A 22,879-nucleotide genomic window follows, 5' to 3' on the forward strand; every position below is an offset into this window, starting at 1 on the left:
CGCCGAGCAGGTCAGATGGCGCGTGCGGGTGGAGCCTCCGCCTCCGGGGCCGGATTGGGCAGAGCCTGCGTCGGCTTGCTGCCCCACAGGGCGTAGAAGAGAACATAAAGCTCGCACGCCGCGGTCAGCAGGAAGGAGGTCTGGAGTCCATAATTGTCGGCAATCCAGCCCTGGACGATCACCAGTGCCCCGCCGGCGATCGCCATAACGAGCAAACCCGATCCCTCCTCGGTCAACGGCCCGAGGCCCTTGATCCCGAGAGTGAAGATCGTCGGGAACATGATCGAGTGAAACAGACCGACGAGGATCAGCGACCACATCGCGACCGGGCCGTGCGCGAAGACCGTAACGATCATCACGGCGAAGGCGCCGACCGAAAAGACAGCCAGCACCTTGGCGGCGTCGAAGCGCTGCATGAGCGCCGAGCCCGCGAAGCGCCCGACCATCATGCCGCCCCATAGAAAGGTAAGATAGCGGCCGGCCTGCTCGTGGGTCAGGTTGGCGATGTCCGGCTGGCTGACGAAATTCACGAAGAGGTTCGCGACGCCGATTTCGGCGATCAGATAGATAAAGATCGCCGGGATGCCGAAGACGAGATTGCGGTGACTCCAGAGCGAAAGATGCTTGCGCTCCTCCTTTGCGGCGCGCGAATTCGCCGAACCCATGGCGGGAAGCGGGAAGCGCGCGATGATGACGGCGAGGATGACGAGCACCGCCGCGACCAGGCCATAGGGCAGGATCACCGACTGGGCGTCGGCGAGCCGTTCGGCCTCGGTGAGCACCGCTCCGACCTCGGCGGTGCCGCCCTTGGACCGCCCGAGAATCAGATAGGCGCCGAACAGCGGCGCGAGCATCGTTCCAGCCGAATTCATGGCCTGCACAAGGTTGAGGCGCGACGAGGCGGTTTCGGGCTTGCCGACCACCGCGACATAGGGGTTCGCCGCGACCTGCAACAGGGTGATGCCGCTGGCGATGATGAAGAGCATCGCCAGCGTGACGCCATAGGACGGGATTGCCGCCGCGAGCATCATGCCGAGCGACCCGGCGGCCATGACGAGCAGGCCGACGACCAGCGATTTTTTGTAGCCGATTCGCTCGATCAGCTTCGCCGACGGAATCGAAGCGACGAAATAGGCGATGAACCACACCGATTCGATCAGCGTCGTCTGGGTGTAGTTCAGATCGAACACGCTGCGCAGATGCGGCAGCAGCGTATTGTTGATGACGGTGATGAAGCCCCACATGAAGAAGAGACTGGCGAGCAGCGCCAGCGCCGGGCCGTACCGTATGTCGGCGCTGTACGAACCATCGGCCGATGAGCCGGATGCAGGGATCGGTGCTGGCATATCTGTCCTCTCGGTTATGGCGCCGCGGGTGCCCTGACGAACCGGCTTGCGCTTTTTCTATTTGTCGGAGTATATGCGCGAAGCCATTCCGTCAATGGGGCGGCGTCGTTCAAACCATGCGGGAGCAATCGGGGATGCGGATTCTGGAAAAGGCACTGACTGCGGTGGCGGCGCTCACGACGGTTTCAATGCCAGTTTCCGGCGCGCGGGCCGTCGAAGCAACGCGGGCGCCGGCAGGAACGCTCGCCGACGGCACGGCGGTGGAGGCGATCACGCTCAAGGCCAACAATGGCGTCTCCGCGGTGATTCTCAGCTATGGCGCAACATTGCAGAAGTTCCTCGGGCCCGACCGGGAGGGCCGGGTGGCCGACGTCGTGCTCGGCTATGACAGCCTGTCGGACTATGTCGACCATCCCAATTATTTCGGGGTCACGGTCGGCCGCTATGCCAACCGCATCGCTGCCGGCAAATTCTCGCTCGACGGCAAATCCTATCAATTGCCGCGGAATGACGGCGACAACAGTCTGCATGGCGGCGGAAACGGCTTCGATAGGGCCGCATGGACCGTCGTTTCGATGAAATCCGGGCCAAAAGCAGAGGTCGTTCTGGGCCATCGGAGCCCTGACGGCGATGCGGGTTATCCGGGAACGCTTTCGGCAACCGTCACCTATACGCTCGACGAAGCAGGCAATCTCGGCATCGCCTTCGAGGCGCGAACCGACAAGCCGACGATCGTGAACATGACCAACCATGCCATCTTTAACCTGGCGGGCGACGGTGCGCCGCAGGGTACGACGGATCACCGGCTTATGATTCCCGCGGGCCATTATACGCCGGTCGACGGAAAGCTGATCCCGACCGGCGAGCTGCGCCCGGTCGCGGGCACTGTTTTCGATTTTCGCGCGCCGCGGCGGATCGCCGACGGCCTGCGCGACGGCGCCGACCAGCAGATCGTCTTCGGGCGGGGTTACGACCATAATTTCGCGCTCGACGCGGGACTGACCGCCAAGCCGAAGCTGGCTGCGCGCCTTGAGGATCCGGCGTCGGGCCGCGTGCTGGAGGTGCTTTCGACCGAACCCGGTATCCAGTTCTACTCGGGCAATTTCCTAGACGGGACGCTCGTCGGGAAGGCGGGGCATCTCTTTCGTATGGGCGACGGTATCGCGCTCGAGCCGCAGAAGTTCCCCGACGCGCCGAACCATCCCGATTTCGTGACGGCGCGCGTCGATCCAGGCAAGCCGTACCGGCATGTCATGATCTATCGCCTGTCCACTGCGCGCTGACCGGCATCATCATGAACGGAAAGATTATGCCCAAGCTGCGCAGCCGCGCCTGGTTCGACAATCCCGACAATATCGACATGACGTCGCTCTATCTGGAGCGCTACCTCAATTTCGGCCTCAGCCTCGAGGAATTGCGCTCGGGCAAGCCGATCATCGGCATCGCCCAGACGGGCAGCGACCTCAGTCCCTGCAACCGCCACCATCTCGTGCTCGCCGAGCGTATTCGCGAAGGCATCCGCGAGGCGGGCGGAATCGTTCTCGAGTTTCCGGTCCATCCGATCCAGGAAACGGGCAAGCGCCCGACCGCGGGGCTCGACCGCAACCTCGCCTATCTGGGCCTCGTCGAAACGCTCTACGGCTATCCGCTCGACGGCGTGGTGCTGACGACCGGCTGCGACAAGACCACCCCGGCGTGCCTGATGGCAGCAGCGACGGTGAACATCCCGGCGATCGCGCTGTCGGTGGGGCCGATGCTCAACGGCTGGCACAAGGGCGAACGCACCGGGTCGGGAACCATCGTGTGGAAGGCGCGGCAGATGCTGGCCGCGGGCGAGATCGGCGACGAGGACTTCATCCGGCTGGTCGCCTCCTCGGCGCCCTCGACCGGCTATTGCAACACGATGGGCACCGCGACGACGATGAACAGCCTTGCCGAGGCCCTCGGTATGATGCTTCCCGGCTCGGCGGCGATTCCAGCGCCCTATCGCGATCGACAGGAATGCGCCTGGCGCACCGGCAAGCGGATCGTCGAAATGGTTCATGAGGATCTGAAGCCCTCGGATATCCTGACGCTTGACGCTTTTCGCAACGCCATCACCGTCAATTCGGCGATCGGCGGATCGACCAATGCGCCGATCCATCTTGCGGCGATCGCGCGGCACATCGGCGTCGACCTGCCGGTCAAGGATTGGGAGACGATCGGGCATGGCGTGCCGCTGCTCGTCAACCTCCAGCCGGCGGGCGAATATCTTGGGGAGGATTATTATCGCGCCGGTGGCGTCCCCGCGGTAGTCGCACAGCTTATCGAACAAGGGCTGATCCGCGAGCACGCGATGACCGTCAACGGCCGCACCATCGGCGAGAATTACCGGGACGCCGTGATCGAGGACGAGCGGGTGATCCGGCCCTTCGCGCAGCCGATCTTGCCGGACGCCGGCTTTCTGGTGCTGTCGGGCAATCTGTTCGACGCCGCTATCATGAAAACCAGCGTGATTTCGTACGAATTCCGCGACCGCTATCTTTCGAACCCCGACGATCCGGACGCGTTCGAGGGGCCCGCTGTCGTGTTTGATGGACCCGAGGATTATCACCGGCGCATCGACGATCCTTCGCTCGGGATCACCGCCAAGACGCTGTTGTTCATGCGCGGAGCCGGGCCGATCGGCTATCCGGGTGCCGCCGAGGTCGTTAACATGCGTCCGCCCGCCTATCTGATCACCGAAGGCGTTTCGGCGCTGCCGTGCATCGGCGACGGCCGTCAGTCGGGCACGAGCGGCAGCCCCTCGATTCTCAACGCAAGTCCCGAAGCAGCGGCGATGGGTGGACTCGCCCTGATCGAAACAGGCGACCGGGTGCGCATCGATTTGCGTCGGCGAACCGTCGACCTGCTCGTTTCCGACGAAGAATTCGCTGCGCGGCGCGCGGCGTTGCAGGCCAAGGGCGGGTACGCCTATCCTGCCTCGCAGACCCCGTGGCAGGAGATGCAGCGTAGCGTCGTCGGGCCGATGAGCAGCGGCGCGATCCTGGAGGGCGCGGAAAAATATCAGCGCATCGCCCAGACGATGGGCTTGCCGCGCGACAATCACTGACGCCGACGGGAGGCGAGGAAACTATGGCCCACTGGCGGACGATCGACCGCGGCATTCGCGACCGTCTCGGCGAAGGTGCGCTGTGGAGCGCGCGCGACAATGCGGTCTATTGGGTCGATATTCTCGCGCCGGCGCTCAACCGGCTTTCGCTTGCCGGCGGCGCGATCGAGCGCTGGGATATGCCCGAACCGCTCGGCTGGGTCGTGCAGAACCGTAACGGAGAGCTGATCGGGGGATTCCAGAGCGGCTTTGCCCTGATTTCGCTCGATCCGTTCGCGGTTCGCCCGATCGCCGACCCCGAGCCGCATTTGCCCGGAAACCGCATGAACGACGGCAAGGCCGACCGTCACGGCGCGATCTGGTGCGGCACGATGGACATGGCCGAACGCGACGCATGCGGCGCGCTCTACCGCCTGGCGCCGGACGGAGGGTGGCGGGTCATGGACAGCGGCTATCTGGTTCCCAATGGCCCTGCCTTTTCGCCGTGCGGTCGTTGGCTCTATCATTCCGATACGGCGCGCCGGACGATCTATCGCTTCGAACTCACCGAAATCGATATCAGCAACAAGCAGCCGTTCATCCTTTTCGCGGAGGAGGAGGGCTATCCCGATGGTATGACGACCGACGGCGAAGGCTATCTGTGGGTCGCCCATTGGGACGGGGGGCGTATCAGCCGCTTTTCGCCCGAAGGCCGGCTGGATCGCGCGATCGCTTTGCCAGCTCGGCGCGTTACCAGCATCTGCTTCGCGGGCGAAGCACTGGACCGCATGTTCGTGACCTCCGCCGCGACAGACCTGCCGCCATCGATCCATGACGGGGCTCTGTTCGAGGTGGAAGCTGGGGTTTCAGGAATCCCGACCGGAACTTACGGCGGCTGATATGGCCCCGTTCTAGACTGCGGTTAATCTGCCGGAGTCGGCGATTGCCGCGACAGAGGGGGGACTGGAGCCCTCGATGGCCAAAATGGGGTGGTCGAACAAGGGTTAGACCGTCAGAAATGTGGGGGTGGGCTCACATTTCGAGAGGAAATTATATAAATATCAATATTTTAATATACGAGTTCGATATAAGATCTGCCACCATCCTCCACGAAAACAAGATCGCACCGGCGTGTCCTCGCTGGCCAGCATCGGCACGCGATGCGGACGGGGGCTCTTGATGTATCGGCGCGTGTCCAGCATTCTCGAGGCATGAACAGGAAATCCAGCCAGCGTCCCAAGGGGCTGCGCCAATTCATGAATTCCGATCAGCAGGGTGCGTGGCTGGAGGGGAGGGCAGAAGTGGCCGACGCCGGGGAGCGGCAGGATTCGATCGAGCAGCGGATGAAATATGCGCCGCGTTTCCAGAAGCTGCTTCGCCGGCCGCAGGCGCCCGACCTCTTCGGGATTCTGGAGCAATACGGCCGGACCTGCATAGCCGTGCCGCGCGCGACCGAGCGATATTATTGGTCGGTTTCCTGCCTGCCGTCCACCTCGGACAAGCCCTTGGTGCGCATCAACGCGAGCTGGATGGAGCTGTTCACCCTATACGCCGACGGCGACGGTCTTCGTGCCCGGTTCATTGTCCATCTTTCGGATTGCACGACCGACGGGTCGCTCGTGCCGGAGGCGATCGACCGGGCTTTTCTCGAACAGAGCGTGCGGACGCCTGGGGACCTGAGCTATTCGTTTCCGGCTGGCTCGGACATCTTCATCGTCAAGATACGCGGCGCTTCTTCCATCCGCGACTTCCTCGCGGTCCCGCGCGCGCTGCGCGCTGTCCGGCGTTTCAATCTGACCCATATGAACCGCGGCAGGAACGCCTATCAGGCCAGCCATTCCTATAGCGTTGCCGATTATATGCTGGGGGAGGGCGCTCCCTGACATGCGGTGATCGGCGCGGGCGGCGGCCGCCGCCCGCGCGCGGCATCAGTGGCGTCCGAGTTCGTCGCGGCCGACGACCATATAGTGGACCTCGTCGGGGCCGTCGGCGAAGCGCAGGTGGCGCACGTCGGCGTAAAGGTCGGCGAGCGGAGTCCAGTGCGAGATGCCCGTCGCGCCGTGGATCTGGATCGCCTGGTCGATGATCTGACAGACGCGTTCGGGGACCATCGCCTTCGCCATGCTGACCCACACGCGCGCCTCACGATTGCCGAGCAGGTCCATCGCCTTTGCCGCCTTGAGCACGATCAGGCGCATCGCCTCGATCTCGACGCGGGCGCGGGCGATCACTTCCAGATTCTTGCCAAGCTGCGACAGCGGGCGTCCGAAGGCGGTGCGCGAATTGCCGCGCTTCACCATCAGGTCGAGCGCGACCTCAGCCTTGCCGATCGTGCGCATGCAATGGTGGATGCGGCCCGGGCCGAGGCGCATCTGCGAAATCTCGAACCCGCGCCCCTCGCCGAGCAGGATATTTTCGCGGGGGACGCGGACATTGTCGAAGCGCATGTGCATATGCCCCTGCGGCGCATGGTCGGCGCCGAACACGCGCATCGGGCCGAGCACCTGCACGCCGGGTGTGTCCATCGGCACCAGAATCTGCGAATGCTGGCCCTTGCGTGAGGCTTCGGGGTTGGTCTTCAGCATGCAGATCAGGATTTTGCAGCGCGGATCGCCGGCGCCGCTGATGAAATATTTCTCGCCATTGATGACCCATTCGTCGCCTTCGAGCACCGCGCTCGTTTCGAGGTTGCTCGCGTCGGACGAGGCGACGCCGGGTTCGGTCATCACATAGGCCGAACGGATTTCGCCGTTCAGAAGGGGCTTGAGCCAGCGTTCCTTCTGTTCGGGGGTGCCGACCATTTCGAGCACTTCCATATTGCCCGTGTCGGGCGCCGAACAGTTCAGCGATTCGGATGCGAGCGGCGACTTGCCGAGCTCGGCAGCGATATAGGCATAGTCGAGGTTGGAGAGCGGGGTGCCGGTGTCGCCGTGCGGGAGGAAGAAATTCCACAGGCCCGCCGCCTTCGCCTTGTTCTTCGCGCCCTCGAGCAGCTCGAGCTGTCCCGGCGCCCAGCTCCAGCGATCGGCGCGGCCTTCGCCGAGCCGGAAGAACTCTTCGGTGATCGGATCGACATTGTCGGCGATGTGGCGCTTCACTGCCTCGAAGAGCGGCTGCGCTTCCTTCGACATGCGCAGGTCGTTGAGTTCGGCCTGAAGTTCGATTTCGGTCATGTGGGTCTCCAGCAGGTTTCGCCGGAGACGGTAGCGACAACCATCCATCGACAGAAATGATAGGTTTGAATAAATGATATTCGTCTAGAGAATATCCTTCTGTCATCCCGGCGAAGGCCGGGATCTCGCCGGTGCGTCAGGTGGCAAGGTCGAGATCCCGGCCTTCGCCGGGATGACGATACAGAGAGCTTATGCCGGCTTGCCTAACTCCTCGACAATGATGCCGCGCAGCCAGCCGAGCCCGGGATCGGCTTGCGCCGCCTGGTGCCAATAGAGATAGCTGCCGCCGGGTTCGACCGGCAGCGGCAGGTCGACGAGCTGCATCGGCCACATCGCGTCGAGCACGGCGGCGTGCGATTTCGGGAGCGCGAAGAGCATGTCGGACGCGGCGACGATCTGCCACGCGGTGATCGCATGCTGGCAGCGCACCGCGACGCGGCGCGCGAGGCCCATGCGGTCGAGCGCCATATCCTCGATCCCGGGGCCATAGGGCCGCGCCGTCGCGACGATATGATCGAGCGCCAGATAGGTATCGAGGTCGATCGCACCCTCGACGCGCGGATGCCCTTTGCGCGCGACGACGACGAGCGGCTCGGCGCCTAGATAATGGCGGCATAGCCGGTCGTCCGCGGGCAGCGCGACGTCGAGCGCAAGGTCGAGGTCGCCGTTCGCGAGCATCGTCACGAGCTCGCGGCGCCGGAAGGTCACGCTGGCGAGCGCGACATGCGGCGCCTCGGCGCGCACGCCCGCGACTAGCGAGGAAAAGCGCGGCATTTCGCCCGAGAGGCGCACTCCGATACGAAATTCGCGTGTCGTATGCGCGGGGTCGAACGCGGTCGCCGCATCGAGCGCGGCGTCGAGCCCGCGCAGCGCCTCGCGCACCGGCCCCGCGATGGCGCGCGCGGCGGAGGTGGGGGCGAGGCGATTGCCCTGCCGCACGAAGAGCGGGTCGTCGAACTGCGTGCGCAGCCGCGCGAGCGCGTGGCTGATAGCCGGCTGCGACAGGTTCAGGTGCCGCGCCGCGGCCGACACGCCGCCCTTGGCGAAGATCGCGTCGAAAATGCGCAGCAGGTTGAGATCGAACCGGGCGAGATGCCGCAAGGCCTGCTCCTAGACGAAGCCGGTGCGGGACCGGCGGCCGCCGATCCCGGTTCGATCGCGTCGATCAGTCAATCGTGCTGGCCAGTTCGCGGTTGAGCCACAGCGCGACGAGCGTGCCGAGCGCGCCCGAGAGCAGATAGGCGCCCGCCGCGATCAGCCCGAACTGGCTCGACAGCCACAATGCGACCATAGGCGCGAAGCCTGCGCCGAACAGCCAGGCGAGGTCGGAAGTGAAGGCGGAGCCGGTATAGCGGTGGCGCGGATGGAAGTTCGACGAGAGCGCACCCGACGACTGGCCGAACGACAGGCCGAGCAGCGCGAAGCCGAGGATCATGAATGCCGCTTCGCCGATTTCGCCCGCGCCGAGCAGCTGCGGCGCGAAGCCGCTGAACGCCGCTATGGCGGCGGCGGTGACCGCGAGCATCGTGCGGCGGCCGACGCGGTCGGCGAGAATGCCCGACGCGACGATCGCAATGACGCCGACGACCGCGGCGATCGCTTCGATAACCAGGAAGCGCACCGGGCTTTCGTCGGTGAACAGGAACACCCACGACAGCGGGTAGACGGTGACCATATGGAACATCGCGAAGCTGGCGAGCGGCGCGAAGGTGCCGATGATGATCGTCTTCCATTCCGACCGCACCGTTTCGAGCAGGGGCGCGGGTTCGAGCGCGCGGTTCTCGAACAGCTCGGCATATTCGGGGGTGACGACGATACGCAGCCGCGCGAACAGCGCGACGACGTTGATCGCGAAGGCGACGAAGAAGGGATAGCGCCAGCCCCAGGCGAGGAAATCCTCGGCGGGAAGCGTGGCGATCAGGAACATGAAGAGCAGGCTGGCGACGATCAGGCCGAGCGGCGCGCCGAGCTGCGGGATCATTGCGTACCAGCCGCGGCGGTTTTCGGGCGCGTTGATCGCGAGGAGGGAGGCGAGGCCGTCCCACGATCCGCCGAGAGCGACGCCCTGGCCCATGCGGAACAGCGCGAGAAACAGCGCGGCGCCGATGCCGACCGACTCGTAGCTCGGCAGGAAGGCGATCGCCGCGGTCGATCCGCCGAGCAGGAAAAGCGCGATAGTAAGTTTAGCGCCGCGGCCATAGGCGCGGTCGATCGCGGTGAAGATGATCGTGCCGACTGGGCGCGCGACGAAGGCGAGGGCGAAGATCGCGAAGGACCAGAGCGTGCCCGTCAGCGGGTCGAGATGCGGGAAAACGAGCTTCGGGAACACCAGCACCGACGCGATCGCATAGACGAAGAAGTCGAAGAATTCCGACGTCCGCCCGATGATGACGCCGATCGCGATCTCGGCGGGGTCGATGCGGTGACTCCCATGCTCGTCGGCGCCGTGGAGGGCGCGGGCATCGCGTTCGGCCTCGGTGGTGGGGACGGTGTCGGCAGCCATGGTAACAATCCTTGAGCTGGTGCCTCCGCTTGCGCAAGATACGGCAGCACGAGTCGGTCATAGGGCAAAATTGCCCGTAATGAAAATGCCCCTGCGCGATGATGGACGGTCGCGGGATTGGACAAAATGTCCTATGTGCAGTGCAACAAAGGAGGCCTAGGCGCGCATCATGCCAAGCAATCTCCCTCGTTTTTTCGCCCGATTGCGGCTGTTGCCGCTGCTCGCCGCGCTGCCCTTTTTGTCGGGCTGCGGGCTGATCGTGCTCGATCCCGCGGGCGACGTCGCGCGCCAGCAGGGCGACCTGATCGTCCTGTCGACGGTGTTGATGCTGCTGATCATCGTGCCGGTGATGGGCCTGACGATCTTCTTCGCGTGGAAATATCGCGCGTCGAACAAGGAGGCGACCTACAAGCCCGACTGGGACCATTCGACCCAGCTCGAACTCGTCATCTGGTCGGCGCCGCTGTTGATCATCATCTGCCTCGGCGCGGTGACGTGGGTCGCGACGCATCTGCTCGATCCCTATCGCCCGCTCGCGCGGACGGGTCCGGGCCAGCCCGTCGCGGCGGAGGTCCAGCCGCTCGACGTGCAGGTCGTCGCGCTCGACTGGAAATGGCTGTTCATCTATCCCGAACAGGGCGTCGCGACGGTGAACGAACTGGCGCTGCCGGTGAACCGGCCGGTGCGCTTCCGCATCTCCTCTTCCTCGGTGATGAACAGCTTTTACGTGCCCGCGCTCGCAGGGCAGATTTATGCGATGCCGGGCATGGAAACCAAGCTGCACGGCGTGTTCGACAAGACCGGCGAATATGAAGGCTTTTCGGCCAATTATTCGGGCTGGGGCTTTTCGAACATGCGCTTCGCGGTGAAGAGCCTGCCCGCCGGCGAGTTCGATAAATGGGTCGCGACGACGAAAGCCTCGGCGGAAGGCGACCTCAGCCGCAACGTCTATTTGGAACTCGAAAAGCCGACCCACAAGGAGCCCGTCCGCCGGTTTGCGGCGAGCGATCCGCAGCTGTTCGACGCGGTCGTCAACATGTGCGTCGAACCCGGCAAGATGTGCATGCACGACATGATGTCGGTCGACGCTGCCGGCGGCGCGGGGATCGCGGGTATCGGCAATGTCCGGCAGGTGACCTACGACAAGTTCGCCGCGCGCGGCACCGTCGACGTCGCGCGCTGGAGCGTGCGTTACGTCGCGGCTTATTGCAGCGCGCCGGTGATGTCGAACGACCGTCCCGACGCGAAGCCGGTCGCCCCGGAAAAGCTGAAGGGCGAGGGGCTTCCGCATCCTTCCAAGCCCGAACGCACGGCGCTTCGCGCACCCGCCGCCGCCGAACGCCCGCTGTCCTGAACGAGCCCGAGATTCCCATGACCATCCCGCATCCCGCACCCGAAACCGGTCCGATCCTCGGCAAGCTGTCGATGGAGGCGCTTCCGCTGCACGAGCCGATCCTTGTCGTCACCTTCATCGGCGTCGTCCTTGGCGGCATCGCGGTGCTCGGCCTGATCACCAAATATCGTCTCTGGGGATATTTGTGGAAGGAATGGTTCACCACAGTCGACCACAAGCGCATCGGGATCATGTACATGATCCTGGGGCTTATCATGTTCCTGCGCGGCTTTGCCGACGCGATCATGATGCGGCTCCAGCAAGCGATGGCGTTCGGCGGGTCCGAAGGCTATCTCACCCCGCACCATTATGACCAGGTGTTCACCGCGCACGGCGTGATCATGATCTTCTTCGTCGCGATGCCGTTCATCACCGGGATCATGAACTATATCGTCCCCCTGCAGATCGGGGCGCGCGACGTCAGTTTTCCCTTCCTCAACAATTTCAGTTTCTGGATGACGACGTCGGGCGCGGTGCTGACGATGATCTCGCTGTTCGTCGGCGAATATGCACAGACCGGCTGGCTGGCCTATCCGCCCTTGTCGGGGATCGCTTACAGCCCCAATGTCGGCGTCGACTATTATATCTGGGGCTTACAGATAGCCGGCGTCGGCACCACCCTGTCGGGCATCAACCTGATCGTCACGATCCTGAAGCTGCGCGCGCCGGGCATGGGGCTGATGAAGATGCCCGTCTTCACCTGGACCTCGCTCTGCTCGAACATCCTGATCGTCGCCTCCTTCCCGATCCTGACCGCGACGCTCGTTCTGCTCAGCCTCGATCGCTATGTCGGCACGAACTTCTTCACCAACGATCTCGGCGGGTCGCCGATGATGTATGTGAACCTGATCTGGATCTGGGGGCATCCCGAGGTCTATATCCTCGTGCTGCCGCTGTTCGGCGTCTTCTCCGAAGTCACCTCGACCTTCTCGGGCAAAAGGCTCTTCGGCTATACGTCGATGGTCTATGCGACGGTGTGCATCACGATCCTGTCGTACATCGTGTGGCTGCACCATTTCTTCACCATGGGATCGGGGGCGAGCGTCAACAGCTTCTTCGGCATCACGACGATGGTGATCTCGATCCCGACGGGGGCGAAGCTCTTCAACTGGCTGTTCACCATGTACCGCGGCCGGATCCGTTTCGAACTGCCGATGATGTGGACGGTCGCCTTCATGCTGACCTTCGTCATCGGCGGCATGACCGGCGTGCTGCTCGCGGTGCCGCCCGCCGACTTCGTGCTGCACAACTCGCTGTTCCTGATCGCGCATTTCCACAATGTGATCATCGGCGGCGTCCTGTTCGGCCTGTTCGCGGCGATCAACTACTGGTGGCCCAAAGCCTTCGGCTTCAAGCTCGACGTCTTCTGGGGCAAGATCAGCTTCTGGTGCTGGGTGGTCGGCTTCTGGGTCGCTTTCACGCCGCTCTATGTCCTCGGCCTGATGGGCGTGACGCGGCGCATGCGCGTGTTCGACGACCCGAGCCTGCAGATCTGGTTCGTGATCGCCGGCATCGGTGCGGCGATCATCGCCGCGGGCATCGGCGCGATGCTGGTCCAGTTCGCGGTGAGCATCTGGCGCCGCAAGGAGCTACGCGAGGAAAGCGGCGATCCGTGGGACGGCCGCACGCTCGAATGGGCGACCAGCTCGCCGCCGCCGGACTACAACTTTGCCTTCACGCCGGTGATCCACGACCTCGACGCCTGGTACGACATGAAAAAGCGCGGGCACCAGCGGCCGGTGGACGGCTATCGCGACATCCATATGCCGTCGAACACTGGCGCGGGGATGATCCTGTCGGGTATCTGCCTGGTGATGGGTTTCGCGCTCGTCTGGCATATCTGGTGGCTCGTCGCGGCGAGTTTCGTCGCGGTGATCGCCGCCGCGATCATCCACACTTTCAACTACAAGCGCGATTTCGACATTCCGGCGGCGACGGTCACCGCGGTCGAGGAAGCGCGCACCCGCCAGCTGGCGGCCGGAGCCTGACCCGATGAGCGCCAAGACAATCACCGCGAACGAGCCCGTCGCCTTCTACGACCTCGACGAGCATGCGCATCCCGAGGGGCACAGCACGATGCTGGGCTTCTGGATCTATCTGATGAGCGATTGCCTCATCTTCGCGATCCTCTTCGCCTGCTACGCCGTGCTCGGCGGCAGCTATGCCGCGGGGCCCGCGCCGAAGGATCTGTTCGACCTCAAGCTCATCGCGCTCAACACCGCGATGCTGCTCTTCTCGTCGATCACCTATGGTTTTGCCGTGCTCCAGATGCAGCAGGGCAGGGTGAAGGGCGTCCAGCTCTGGCTCGCGGTCACCGGGCTGTTCGGGCTCGCCTTCCTCGGGATCGAGCTTTACGAATTCCACCATCTGATCGAGATCGGGGCGGGGCCGCAGCGCAGCGCTTTCCTGTCGAGCTTCTTCACGCTCGTCGGCACGCACGGGCTGCATGTCACCTTCGGCATCGTCTGGCTCGTGACGCTGATGGTCCAGCTCTCGAAGCATGGGCTGATCGCCGCGAACAAGCGCCGCGTGATGTGCCTTTCGATGTTCTGGCACTTCCTCGACGTCGTGTGGATCGGCGTCTTCACCTTTGTCTATCTGATGGGAGTGCTGCGATGAGTGCCGATCCCCACGCCCAGCACGGTCATAACGAGATCGAGATGCCGCACGCGTCGATGCGCGACTATGTCATCGGCTTCGTCCTCTCGGTGATCCTGACCGCCATCCCCTTCTGGCTGGTGATGACGATGCCGCTCAGCGCAGGCGCGACCGGCGCGATCATCATGGGCTTCGCGGTGGTGCAGATCGTGGTCCACATGATCTTCTTCCTCCACATGACGCCCAAGGCCGAGGGCGGCTGGTCGCTGACCTCGCTCGTCTTTACCGTCATCGTCGTCGGGATCATGCTCGCGGGGTCGCTGTGGGTGATGCACCACCTCAACACCAACATGATGCCGATGCCGCACGAACCGACGAGTCAGGTGCTTTGACACCGGCCCGCCGCGCGGCCTTTGCCGCGGCGGCGCTGATCGCGGCGATCGGCCTCGCGGCGCTCGGCGTCTGGCAGATCGAAAGGCGCGCTTGGAAGCATGAGCTGATCGCGGCGGTCGATGCGCGCATTCATGCGCCGCCGGTTGCGGCACCGGGGCCGGATGGCTGGAATGCGGTCAACGCCAGGGACGACGCCTATCGGCGCGTCACCGCGACCGGAGTTTTCCAGCACGATCGCGAGACGCTGGTGCAGGCCGTGACCGAACGCGGGGCGGGATATTGGGTGGTCACCCCGCTCGAAACCCCCGATTTTACGCTGCTGATCAATCGCGGCTTCGTTCCCAAGGAGCGGCGCGATGCGAAGACGCGGGCGGCCGGCCATGTCTCGGGCCCGGTGACGGTGACCGGGCTGCTGCGCGTTTCCGAGCCTGGCGGCGGCTTTCTCCGCTCGAACGATCCGGCGACCGGCCGCTGGTTCTCGCGCGATGTCGCGGGAATCGCGAAGGCGAGGAGGCTCGGCAGGACCGCGCCCTATTTCGTCGATGCCGATGCCGCGCCGAACCCCGGCGGCTATCCGGTCGGGGGGCTGACGGTGGTGCGTTTTCGCGACCATCATCTGGTCTATACGCTGACCTGGTTCGCGCTTTGTGCGCTCAGCCTCTTTTTCGCGTGGCGGCTGTGGCGTATTCGCGAATGATGACCGACCCGACGATCCTGCCGGCCGCGCCCGCCCGGGCTCCCGCGGGCCGCCGCAATATGACGCTGCTGATCCAGTTGCGCTGGCTCGCGGTCGGCGGGCAGCTCGCGACGATCGGGGTGGTCAGCGGGCCGATGGGGATTTCGCTGCCGCGTGCGCCTTTGCTCGCCGCGATCCTCGTGCTGATCGCGATCAACTTCGCGAGCGCCGCCTTGCTCCGCCGCGGTCGCGGCGTGACCAATGCCGAACTCACCGCGGCGCTGCTGTTCGACGTCGCGGCGCTCGGCTGGCAGCTTCACCATAGCGGCGGGCTCGCCAATCCCTTCGCCTCGCTCTTCCTGCTCCAGATCGTGATCGGCGCGATCCTGCTCACGCCGCGCTCGTCATGGGCGATCGTTGTCGCGGCATTGGCAGCGCTTGCGGCGCTGCGTGTCGATCCGACGCCGCTCGTCCTGCCGCCCGCCTATGCGGACGATCCGATGGGGCTTTATCTGCAGGGCAGCTTCGTCTGCTTCCTGCTGATCGCGGTGCTGCTCGTCGCCTTCGTCACGCGGATCAGCCGCAACTTGCGCGACAGCGACGCCGCGCTCGCCGCCAGTCGCCAGCGCGCGGCGGAGGAGGATCATATCGTGCGCATGGGCCTGCTCGCGTCGGGCGCGGCGCACGAACTCGGCACGCCGCTGTCGACGCTGTCGGTGCTGATCGGCGACTGGCAGGCGGCGCCGCGGCTGAAAGACGACCGCGAGTTGCAGGAAGACCTCACCGACATGGATGCGGCGGTGCAGCGGTGCAAGGCGATCGTCAGCGGCATATTGATGTCGGCGGGCGAGGCGCGCGGCGAAGCGCCGCAGCTGACCACGATGCGCGCCGCATTTAACGAGATCGTCGCGCACACGCGTGCGGTGCGTCGCCCCGGCACGGTCGAATTCAACGACCGCTTCGGCGCCGACGTCGCGATCGTGTCGGATCCCGCGTTGCGGCAGGTGATCGGCAACGTTCTCGACAACGCAGCCGAAGTGTCGCCCGACTGGACCAGCTTCACCACGTCGCGCGACGGCGACATGCTGGTGATCGAGATCGCCGATCGCGGGCCCGGCTTCAGTGCCGAGATGCTCGAGAATTTCGGCCAGCCCTACCGATCGACCAAGGGGCGCCCCGGCGGCGGGCTCGGCCTGTTCCTGCTGGTCAATGTGCTGCGCAAGCTCGGCGGCGGCGCCAGCGTCGCCAATCGCGATGCGGGCGGCGCGCTGGTGCGGATGTTCCTGCCGATTTCGGCGCTCGCCCCGCCCGGTGGAGAGAAGGCATGACCCACACCCCAGGCGGCCCGCGCCAATTGCTGATCGTCGAGGATGACGACGCCTTCGCCCGCACGCTGAAACGCTCGTTCGAGCGGCGCGGCTATGCGGTAGAGGCCGCGCACAGCCCCGAGGAGATGGACGCGCTGCTCGCGACGTTCCGGCCGGGCTATGCGGTGGTCGACCTCAAGCTCGGCGGCGCGTCGGGGCTTGCGTGCGTGCAGACGCTGCGTGCGCTCGATCCGACGATGAAGATCGTCGTGCTCACCGGCTTTGCGAGCATCGCGACCGCGGTCGAGGCGATCAAGCTCGGCGCCTCCTATTATCTCGCCAAGCCGTCGAACACCGACGATATCGAAGCGGCATTTGAACGATCGGAGGGCAATGCCGAAACGCCGCTCAATGCGCGTCCCTCGTCGATCAAGACGGTCGAGTGGGAGCATATCCACCAGACGCTGGTCGAGACCGATTTCAACATTTCGGAAACCGCGCGCCGGCTGGGGATGCACCGGCGCACCTTGGCGCGAAAGCTGGAGAAAAGGCAGATTCGCTAGGCCAGGGCAATGCCAACCTCATCCGTCATCCCGGCGAAGGCCGGGATCTCACCGTATCGGCCTGACGCGAGGGCGAGATCCCGGCCTTCGCCGGGATGACGGATGAGAGGGGATGGTCTTGCGCCTACTTCTTCTCCACCAGTTCGCGCTGCAGGAAGCCGTGGAGCATCGCGGCGCGCACCGCATCCTCGGCATGGTCGGCGCCGACCGAATGGCCGCCCTCGATATATTCGTGATAATAGACGCGGCTGCCGTTCTCCATCAGCCGCGCGGCGAATTTGCGCGCGTGGCCGGGGTGGACGCGGTCGTCCTTGGTCGACAGGTAGAGGAAGATCGGCGGGTATTTCATGCCCTTGCGGATGTTGTGATAGGGCGAATATTTCGACAGGTACGCCCAATCCTCGGGCACGTCGGGATCGCCATATTCAGCGACCCACGAGGCGCCGGCCAGCATCTTGTCGTAACGCCACATATCCTTGATCGGTGAGCCCGAGATCACCGCGCCATAAAGGTCGGGGCGCTGCGTCATCGCCGCGCCGACGAGCACGCCGCCGTTCGAGCGGCCCGAGATCGCGATCTTGCCTTTGGCGCTGACGCCGGTCTTGACCAAATCCTCGGCGACCGCGTGCAGGTCGTCGAAGCTGTCCTGGCGTTTTTCGCGCAGCGCCGCCTGATGCCAGGCGGGGCCATATTCGCCGCCGCCGCGAATATTGGCGAGGATATAGGCATTGCCGTCCTCGACCCAGAACAGTCCAAGCGGACCGGCGCGATAGGGCTGGCCGGTGAGATAGCCCGGCGTCTGCGCGGCGCGAAAGCCGCCATAGGCGTGAATGAGCGCGGGGACCGGCGTTTCGCCGTCCGATTTCCTGCGGACGAGGAAATAGGGGATTTGGGTACCGTCTTTCGAGGTCGCGAACCGCTTTTCGACCAGCATGTCCTTGGCGTCGAAGGTCGCGGGCAAGCTCTGCACCGCTTGCGGCTCGCCGGTTTCGGCGGCGGCGTAGAGCGTCGGCGGCATCAGCATCGTCTCGGCGGTCGCGAGCACGATGTCGCGCTTGCCGATCGTCCCGGCGATCGTCACGGTCGCCTTGTCGGCGAGCGGAACCTCCTTCTGGCTCCATTTACCGGTCGCGGGGTCGCGGCGCAGCGCGAAGAGCTTGCCCTCGACATCGTCGAGCGCCTTGACCCACAGGATATTGTCGGTCGCCGCGACATTTTCGATTGCCTGTGCTTTCGTCGGGGTCATCGCGGTGACGATCGGCACCTTGCGGTCGGCCGACATGTCCTCGATCGAGAGCGAAACGAGCGAGCCTGCCGGGATGTTCGCCCAGTCCCGGTTGAGGAAGATGATCAGCTGTCCGTCGACGATGTCGCGGACGCTCGCGGTATCGGGGATAATCGTCGAGATATAGCGCGAGGCGTCGATGTTCGGCAGTTTGATGTCGGCGGTATAGAAGGTCTTGCCGCGGCTGATCATCGGCCAGCGCTTGTCGCCGTCGACGAGCGCGAAGACGTTCATCCCGACATCCTCATGCTCGCCCTCGGCCAACGTTTCGGCGGCCGAAAGCGGGGTGCCGCGTTTCCAGCGCTTGACGATGCGCGGATAGCCCGACGTGGTCATGCTGCCCTCGCCATAGTCGGTCGCGACGAGCAGCGTGTCGACGTTCTCCCACGTCACGCTGCTCTTCGCCTGCGGCAGGTTGAAGCCGCCGTCGACGAAGCTTTTTGTCGTGCGGTCCCATTCGCGGACGATGTCGGCGTCGGTGCCGCCGGGGCTCAGCGACACGAGGCAGCGCTTATATTCGGGGGCAAGGCAGTCGGCGCCATGCCAGACCCAGCTCTGCTTCTCGGCCTTGCCGAGCGCGTCGACGTCGATCAGCGTCGTCCAGACGGGTTTCCCGGCAAGATAGGCGTCGAGCGGGCTCTGCCGCCACAGCCCGCGCGGATTGCTCTCGTCGCGCCAGAAATTAGTGATCGTCTGGCCCATCACCTCGCCCGGCATCGCGATCTGGCGATCGTCATCGAGGATGGCGCGCGCGCGCTTGCGATCGGCCTCGAAGCCGGGGCGTGTGACGATCAGCTTGTCGGTTGCCGCATTTTCCTTTTTGACCCAGTCCAGCGCCTTCGCGCCCTCGATATTCTCGAGCCACAGGTAAGGGTCGTCGTCCTGCGGCGCGGCCGCTGCGACGGCGGCGAGGGAACAGCTGAGGGCAAGCGCGGCAAGGCTGGCGCGGATCATTCGATTATCTCCCCTGGGGCATGGTGCCGCTGTGCTAGCAGCATTACACACCCCGAGGGAAGATGGCGAAGCGGCTATTGGTCAATGATGATCGTGCCCGGATGATGCTTGTCGAGATGCTTCTTGATGATCTTGAGGTTCCGCGTGTTCGAGCGGAAGAAGAAGTCGAAAACGTCGCCGACGAGCGGCACCGCGCCGAGCGCGGTATCGACGCCGAGATTGCCGATCATCCGCCAGATTTTCCATTTCGGCATGCCGAGGTTGCGCGCTTCCCAGATGAGGTAGGCGCCCATCGTCGCCGCGATGACGTCGCCGACGACGGGGACGAGGCCGACGATCGCGTCGAGCCCGACGGGGCGGTTGATGCCGGGGATGACGAAGCTGCGTTCGAGCAGAATTTCGAGCGTCTCGACGCGCTTGCGCAGCGCGGCCGGGTCGGTCCGGTTCGCGATCAGCGCGTCGAAGATCGCGTCGGGGTTGGGGGGCGAAGGGGCCATCGGGGTCCTTTCAAAAGCGCCCGAACTTGAAGCGCCACTGTATTAGTTAGGTAAGTCGATCAGATGATTCAATGGGTGCTGCGCGCGGCCGTTGGCGCGCAGCCCGGTCAGGCGCTGCGACGCGACCGACCAGCGCAGCGGCGTCGCGATCGGAATGAAGGGCGCGTAACGCGCGAGCACCTTCTCGGCGTCGCTGATCTGCTGGCGGCGCTGGCCGATGTCGATGTTGGCGGTCGCCAGCGCGATCAGGTCCTGCGCCTCGCGATTGCACAGCGTGTCGCGCCGGCACGACAGGCGGCGCAGCGCCCAGATCGGATCGTCGTTCGGCGCAACCTCGTCGATCAGGCGCAGGTCGGCTTTCGACGCCATCGCGACGCGGCGGCTCGGCACGCCGATCGCGTTGAAGTCGGCGGCGACATAGGCGAACAATATGCGCCCGCCCGGGGTGTCGGGAACCGCGATGCGCAGCGGTTCGATCTCGCGTCCCGCGGCGCGCCACGCATCGACCACGCGCTTCGCTTGGGCAAGGCGCGAGGCTTCGTCGAATTCGGCCCAGGCGGGAACCAGCGGCACCGGGCCGCCATCGCGCGCGTAGAGCGCGGGGCGCAGCGTGACCTGCTGCTGCCACTCGGCGAGACCAAAGGCTTCGATCAGCCGCTCGCGTCGCACCGCGCGGACGAGCGCGTCGCGGTTGACGTCGGTCGCGAGGAAGCCCTCGGCGCGCACGAAAGACAGACCGAACAGCCCGGGCACGGGATCGACGACGAGGCGCGAGCGGCCGATGTTCGACGCCACAAAATAGGGCAGGGTCGAAAAGCGGCCGCCGATCACCCCGTCGGCATAGCCATTTTTGAACCGCGCGACCGCGCCCTCGGGCGAGGTGCCGACGAGTTCGATCGCGGCGGCGGGGTCGTTCGCCGCCGCCTCGGCGGCCTCCGGATCTTCGGCGAGCGGGTCGGGAACGGGCGAGAGTCGCACCGCATTTCCGATCTTGCGCGCGCGCATCGGGCCCCAGCCCATGCCCTTGTTGACGATCGCCATCGACGGCTGGGCGAGCAGTTCGAGGAGCGCGGGTTGCGGCACCGAGAGGCGGATTTCGATCACAGCGTCGGTCATCGCCTTGATCGTCTCGACCTCCGGAAAATCGTCCTTTAGGATGTGGCGGCTGGAGGGCGCGAGGTGGGAGCGCAGGATCTCGGCGACATCCTCGGCCGTCACCTTGCGCCCGTTGGTCCATTTGGCTTCGCGGAGGCGGAAAATATAGCTGCGCCCGTCGGTGGTGACGGTCCAGCGATCGGCGAGGCCGGTGTCGATCTGACCCTCGCCGTCATAGCTGACGAGCCCCTGCGAGGTCGCGTCGAGCAGCGCGGCGTTGGCAGCCGACAATTCGCCGGAAAGCGGCGTCGCGGCGAGGTTGAGCGTCCCGATCGCGGCGATCTTGACGGGGCCGCGCTCGCCGAACAGGTCGCAACCGGCGAGGCTCAAGGCGATCAGGATGGTGAGGCCGATATCGTGGCCGTGGCGCGTCTTTCTCCTGGCCGGGTGATCGTCTTGGTGCGGCATGGCAGGCATCATAATGATAAGCGGTAAAACCGGAAGCGGTCATCCGGACCGCAGCATAAGTTGCTGGAAAAGTTCGAGCCTCCAGGTGTCATTTCGTCGTTGCCGGGCGCATTATTTCGGCATCGCCATATGCGGACGCGAGCTGCACCCCCTTGGCATAGTCGATCAGCAACCGGAAATAGCCCGGCGTGAAGCGGGTCGACACGCGCGATCCATCGGGCGCGGTTTCGAATTCGGTCATGCCATGTTCGGCCTTGGGGAAGACAGCGAGGGTGATCGGCTGGCCTGCGGCGATCAGCCCTTTGATCCGCCGGGCGGTTTCACCCGCCGGCGCGTCAATATCCTGCCCGCCGAGCGCCCAGAGCTGCGGCACGTCGACCGCGCGGAGCGTCGGCATCGGGTCGTAGTGGATCGGCGTGCCGAACCGATAGACCTGCCCCTTGGTCCTGATCTCTTCGGCGGCCATGCCAAGGATGAGGTGGGTGTAGTTGCCGTAGACATCCTTGTACCACGGGGCATTGCGATAGCGCGCCCGGACCGCGTCGAGCTCCTCGATCCCGTCGCTCATGCCGCTTGCGAAGATGCGGGTTGTCGCGGCGCCGATTTCCTGCGCCTTGGCGATCACGTCGGGGCCATAGCCCTTGAGCCCCATCTGAAACGCGATGGCTTCGCGATCCTCGTCGGCGACCGACACCGCGAGGCCGAAGCTGACGATCAGGAAGTCGACCTGCGTGCGCGTCGCCGCGAGTGGTGCGATCCAGCCGCCTTGGCTCGGCCCCTGAAAACCGAAGCGCGTCCCGCGCGCACCCGCCATCCGCCGCGTCTCGGCGAGCGCGGCGACGGCGTCGTCGGCGAGCAGCGAGAAGACCTGCGTATATTTGTCGCCCGACGCGCCGGTGCCGCGCTTGTCATAGACGAAGGCGCCGACACCCGCGGCGGGAAGCATGCGCTGCAGCGAATTGGTATCGCGCGCCGATGCGAATTCCGCGCCGTGGAGCAGCACGACGATCGGGACGGGGCCGTTGCCGGGCGGCATCACCAGCCGTCCGACGAGGCGGGTGCCGTGGCTGGTGAAGCTGGTCTCGCGCGTTTCGAGCGCGATCCGCTGCCCGCTGCGCTCGCCGAACTGCATCGTTTCCGCCGCGCAGTCGAAACGGACCGTCAGCCCGTCGGGGCGCCCCGTCCAGCCGGTGGTGCCCGCCCAGTGATCGCCATCGCGTTTCAACTCGCCGCTCGCCCCGTCGAGACCGCGCCAGCGCAGCGCGCCTTCGCTCGCCGCGGCGACGTCGATGATGGCGCCGCCGGACAGGCGATATGCACCCTGTGCGCAGTCGGTTTCCGCCGCGATGGCCGGGGCTGCGACGAGCAAGGCGGCGATCAGGGCAGCCAGATGCCGTGAAATGGCGTCGTTGCCGCGAAGCGTGGATTTGGCTGTCAGCATGAGGCCTCGTGCGTGAAACATGGTGCGGACGGCGGGACTTGAACCCGCATGACACTAGGCCGGCAGATTTTAAGTCTGCTGCGTCTACCGATTTCGCCACGTCCGCGCCGGGGCTTG

General features: G+C 65.1%; 19 protein-coding genes and 1 tRNA gene. 11 read left to right on the forward strand and 9 right to left on the reverse strand.

The features are described 5' to 3' along the window. Positions 1 to 11: 11 nt before the first annotated feature. Complete coding sequence (locus OVY29_RS03005) at positions 12 to 1,346, reverse strand: sugar MFS transporter (protein ID WP_313910854.1); 1,335 nt, start codon at positions 1,344 to 1,346, stop codon at positions 12 to 14. A 188-nt stretch (positions 1,347 to 1,534) separates the two neighbouring features. Between OVY29_RS03005 and OVY29_RS03010 the strand changes: the two genes are divergently transcribed. The 4 genes from OVY29_RS03010 to OVY29_RS03025 all read left to right on the forward strand — a co-directional run bounded on the left by OVY29_RS03010 (position 1,535) and on the right by OVY29_RS03025 (position 6,299). Then, the gene (locus OVY29_RS03010; protein WP_409581473.1) at positions 1,535 to 2,629 is read left to right on the forward strand and encodes an aldose epimerase family protein; all 1,095 of its coding nucleotides are present in this window, start codon (positions 1,535 to 1,537) and stop codon (positions 2,627 to 2,629) included. Between the two features lie 11 nt (positions 2,630 to 2,640). Beyond that, the gene (locus OVY29_RS03015) at positions 2,641 to 4,437 is read left to right on the forward strand and encodes an IlvD/Edd family dehydratase (protein WP_313910856.1); all 1,797 of its coding nucleotides are present in this window, start codon (positions 2,641 to 2,643) and stop codon (positions 4,435 to 4,437) included. Between the two features lie 23 nt (positions 4,438 to 4,460). Next, positions 4,461 to 5,315: an SMP-30/gluconolactonase/LRE family protein gene (locus tag OVY29_RS03020; RefSeq protein ID WP_313910857.1), complete on the forward strand. Its 855-nt coding sequence runs from the start codon at positions 4,461 to 4,463 to the stop codon at positions 5,313 to 5,315. 312 nt (positions 5,316 to 5,627) lie between these two features. Beyond that, positions 5,628 to 6,299 carry a hypothetical protein gene (locus OVY29_RS03025; protein ID WP_313910858.1) on the forward strand — a complete coding sequence of 224 codons (672 nt, stop codon included), beginning with the start codon at positions 5,628 to 5,630 and terminating at the stop codon, positions 6,297 to 6,299. Between the two features lie 45 nt (positions 6,300 to 6,344). Here OVY29_RS03025 and OVY29_RS03030 read toward each other — a convergent pair whose 3' ends face one another. From OVY29_RS03030 to OVY29_RS03040, 3 genes are all read right to left on the reverse strand, one after another. Further along, on the reverse strand, positions 6,345 to 7,589 hold the full coding sequence (locus tag OVY29_RS03030; protein ID WP_037553513.1) for an acyl-CoA dehydrogenase family protein: 1,245 nt from the start codon (positions 7,587 to 7,589) through the stop codon (positions 6,345 to 6,347). A gap of 189 nt (positions 7,590 to 7,778) precedes the next feature. Then, positions 7,779 to 8,690 carry a LysR family transcriptional regulator gene (locus tag OVY29_RS03035; RefSeq protein ID WP_037553514.1) on the reverse strand — a complete coding sequence of 304 codons (912 nt, stop codon included), beginning with the start codon at positions 8,688 to 8,690 and terminating at the stop codon, positions 7,779 to 7,781. 64 nt (positions 8,691 to 8,754) lie between these two features. After that, positions 8,755 to 10,092 carry an MFS transporter gene (locus tag OVY29_RS03040; RefSeq protein WP_313910859.1) on the reverse strand — a complete coding sequence of 446 codons (1,338 nt, stop codon included), beginning with the start codon at positions 10,090 to 10,092 and terminating at the stop codon, positions 8,755 to 8,757. Between the two features lie 169 nt (positions 10,093 to 10,261). On the opposite strand from OVY29_RS03040, the gene cyoA reads away from it, so the two are divergent. Genes cyoA through OVY29_RS03075 form a run of 7 tightly spaced genes read left to right on the forward strand, consistent with a single transcriptional unit; the run spans position 10,262 to position 17,022 of the window. After that, positions 10,262 to 11,446, forward strand: coding sequence for a ubiquinol oxidase subunit II (gene cyoA, locus OVY29_RS03045; RefSeq protein ID WP_313910860.1), 1,185 nt, complete (start codon positions 10,262 to 10,264; stop codon positions 11,444 to 11,446). Between the two features lie 17 nt (positions 11,447 to 11,463). Continuing rightward, positions 11,464 to 13,473 carry a cytochrome o ubiquinol oxidase subunit I gene (gene cyoB, locus OVY29_RS03050; protein WP_313910861.1) on the forward strand — a complete coding sequence of 670 codons (2,010 nt, stop codon included), beginning with the start codon at positions 11,464 to 11,466 and terminating at the stop codon, positions 13,471 to 13,473. Between the two features lie 4 nt (positions 13,474 to 13,477). Beyond that, a complete protein-coding gene (gene cyoC, locus OVY29_RS03055) occupies positions 13,478 to 14,104 on the forward strand; it encodes a cytochrome o ubiquinol oxidase subunit III (RefSeq protein ID WP_313910862.1) in 627 nt (208 codons plus the stop codon). Further along, complete coding sequence (gene cyoD / locus OVY29_RS03060) at positions 14,101 to 14,475, forward strand: cytochrome o ubiquinol oxidase subunit IV (protein ID WP_037553520.1); 375 nt, start codon at positions 14,101 to 14,103, stop codon at positions 14,473 to 14,475. The genes cyoC and cyoD overlap by 4 nt, the downstream gene beginning before the upstream one ends. Continuing rightward, the gene (locus tag OVY29_RS03065) at positions 14,472 to 15,173 is read left to right on the forward strand and encodes an SURF1 family protein (protein WP_313910863.1); all 702 of its coding nucleotides are present in this window, start codon (positions 14,472 to 14,474) and stop codon (positions 15,171 to 15,173) included. The genes cyoD and OVY29_RS03065 overlap by 4 nt, the downstream gene beginning before the upstream one ends. After that, entirely contained in the window at positions 15,173 to 16,480 is a 1,308-nt protein-coding gene (locus OVY29_RS03070) for an ATP-binding protein (RefSeq protein WP_313912037.1), read from the forward strand. The genes OVY29_RS03065 and OVY29_RS03070 overlap by 1 nt, the downstream gene beginning before the upstream one ends. Continuing rightward, positions 16,477 to 17,022, forward strand: coding sequence for a response regulator transcription factor (locus tag OVY29_RS03075; RefSeq protein ID WP_037553523.1), 546 nt, complete (start codon positions 16,477 to 16,479; stop codon positions 17,020 to 17,022). Before OVY29_RS03070 ends, OVY29_RS03075 begins: the two co-directional genes overlap by 4 nt. A gap of 124 nt (positions 17,023 to 17,146) precedes the next feature. Here the strand turns inward: OVY29_RS03075 and OVY29_RS03080 are convergent, their stop codons facing one another. The 5 genes from OVY29_RS03080 to OVY29_RS03100 form a co-directional block, all read right to left on the reverse strand. After that, the gene (locus OVY29_RS03080; RefSeq protein ID WP_313910864.1) at positions 17,147 to 19,261 is read right to left on the reverse strand and encodes a prolyl oligopeptidase family serine peptidase; all 2,115 of its coding nucleotides are present in this window, start codon (positions 19,259 to 19,261) and stop codon (positions 17,147 to 17,149) included. A gap of 74 nt (positions 19,262 to 19,335) precedes the next feature. After that, positions 19,336 to 19,758, reverse strand: coding sequence for a DUF4112 domain-containing protein (locus OVY29_RS03085; protein ID WP_313910865.1), 423 nt, complete (start codon positions 19,756 to 19,758; stop codon positions 19,336 to 19,338). Between the two features lie 42 nt (positions 19,759 to 19,800). Further along, positions 19,801 to 21,321: an ABC transporter substrate-binding protein gene (locus OVY29_RS03090; protein ID WP_313910866.1), complete on the reverse strand. Its 1,521-nt coding sequence runs from the start codon at positions 21,319 to 21,321 to the stop codon at positions 19,801 to 19,803. An 88-nt stretch (positions 21,322 to 21,409) separates the two neighbouring features. Continuing rightward, entirely contained in the window at positions 21,410 to 22,762 is a 1,353-nt protein-coding gene (locus OVY29_RS03095) for an alpha/beta hydrolase (RefSeq protein ID WP_313910867.1), read from the reverse strand. Positions 22,763 to 22,782: 20 nt separating this feature from the next. After that, positions 22,783 to 22,868, reverse strand: a tRNA-Leu gene (locus OVY29_RS03100). Positions 22,869 to 22,879 lie beyond the last annotated feature (11 nt).

Source organism: Sphingopyxis sp. SE2 (genome assembly GCF_032227185.1).
Classification (GTDB): Bacteria; Pseudomonadota; Alphaproteobacteria; order Sphingomonadales; family Sphingomonadaceae; genus Sphingopyxis.

Excerpts from the sequence above, each read along its gene's own strand:
- OVY29_RS03005 (WP_313910854.1), bottom strand. The coding sequence starts at position 1,346 with ATGCCAGCACCGATCCCTGCATCCGGCTCATCGGCCGATGGTTCGTAC.
- OVY29_RS03010 (WP_409581473.1), top strand. The coding sequence starts at position 1,535 with ATGCCAGTTTCCGGCGCGCGGGCCGTCGAAGCAACGCGGGCGCCGGCA.
- OVY29_RS03015 (WP_313910856.1), top strand. The coding sequence starts at position 2,641 with ATGAACGGAAAGATTATGCCCAAGCTGCGCAGCCGCGCCTGGTTCGAC.
- OVY29_RS03020 (WP_313910857.1), top strand. The coding sequence starts at position 4,461 with ATGGCCCACTGGCGGACGATCGACCGCGGCATTCGCGACCGTCTCGGC.
- OVY29_RS03025 (WP_313910858.1), top strand. The coding sequence starts at position 5,628 with ATGAACAGGAAATCCAGCCAGCGTCCCAAGGGGCTGCGCCAATTCATG.
- OVY29_RS03030 (WP_037553513.1), bottom strand. The coding sequence starts at position 7,589 with ATGACCGAAATCGAACTTCAGGCCGAACTCAACGACCTGCGCATGTCG.
- OVY29_RS03040 (WP_313910859.1), bottom strand. The coding sequence starts at position 10,092 with ATGGCTGCCGACACCGTCCCCACCACCGAGGCCGAACGCGATGCCCGC.
- cyoA (WP_313910860.1), top strand. The coding sequence starts at position 10,262 with ATGCCAAGCAATCTCCCTCGTTTTTTCGCCCGATTGCGGCTGTTGCCG.
- cyoB (WP_313910861.1), top strand. The coding sequence starts at position 11,464 with ATGACCATCCCGCATCCCGCACCCGAAACCGGTCCGATCCTCGGCAAG.
- cyoC (WP_313910862.1), top strand. The coding sequence starts at position 13,478 with ATGAGCGCCAAGACAATCACCGCGAACGAGCCCGTCGCCTTCTACGAC.
- cyoD (WP_037553520.1), top strand. The coding sequence starts at position 14,101 with ATGAGTGCCGATCCCCACGCCCAGCACGGTCATAACGAGATCGAGATG.
- OVY29_RS03070 (WP_313912037.1), top strand. The coding sequence starts at position 15,173 with ATGACCGACCCGACGATCCTGCCGGCCGCGCCCGCCCGGGCTCCCGCG.
- OVY29_RS03075 (WP_037553523.1), top strand. The coding sequence starts at position 16,477 with ATGACCCACACCCCAGGCGGCCCGCGCCAATTGCTGATCGTCGAGGAT.
- OVY29_RS03080 (WP_313910864.1), bottom strand. The coding sequence starts at position 19,261 with ATGATCCGCGCCAGCCTTGCCGCGCTTGCCCTCAGCTGTTCCCTCGCC.
- OVY29_RS03085 (WP_313910865.1), bottom strand. The coding sequence starts at position 19,758 with ATGGCCCCTTCGCCCCCCAACCCCGACGCGATCTTCGACGCGCTGATC.
- OVY29_RS03090 (WP_313910866.1), bottom strand. The coding sequence starts at position 21,321 with ATGCCGCACCAAGACGATCACCCGGCCAGGAGAAAGACGCGCCACGGC.
- OVY29_RS03095 (WP_313910867.1), bottom strand. The coding sequence starts at position 22,762 with ATGCTGACAGCCAAATCCACGCTTCGCGGCAACGACGCCATTTCACGG.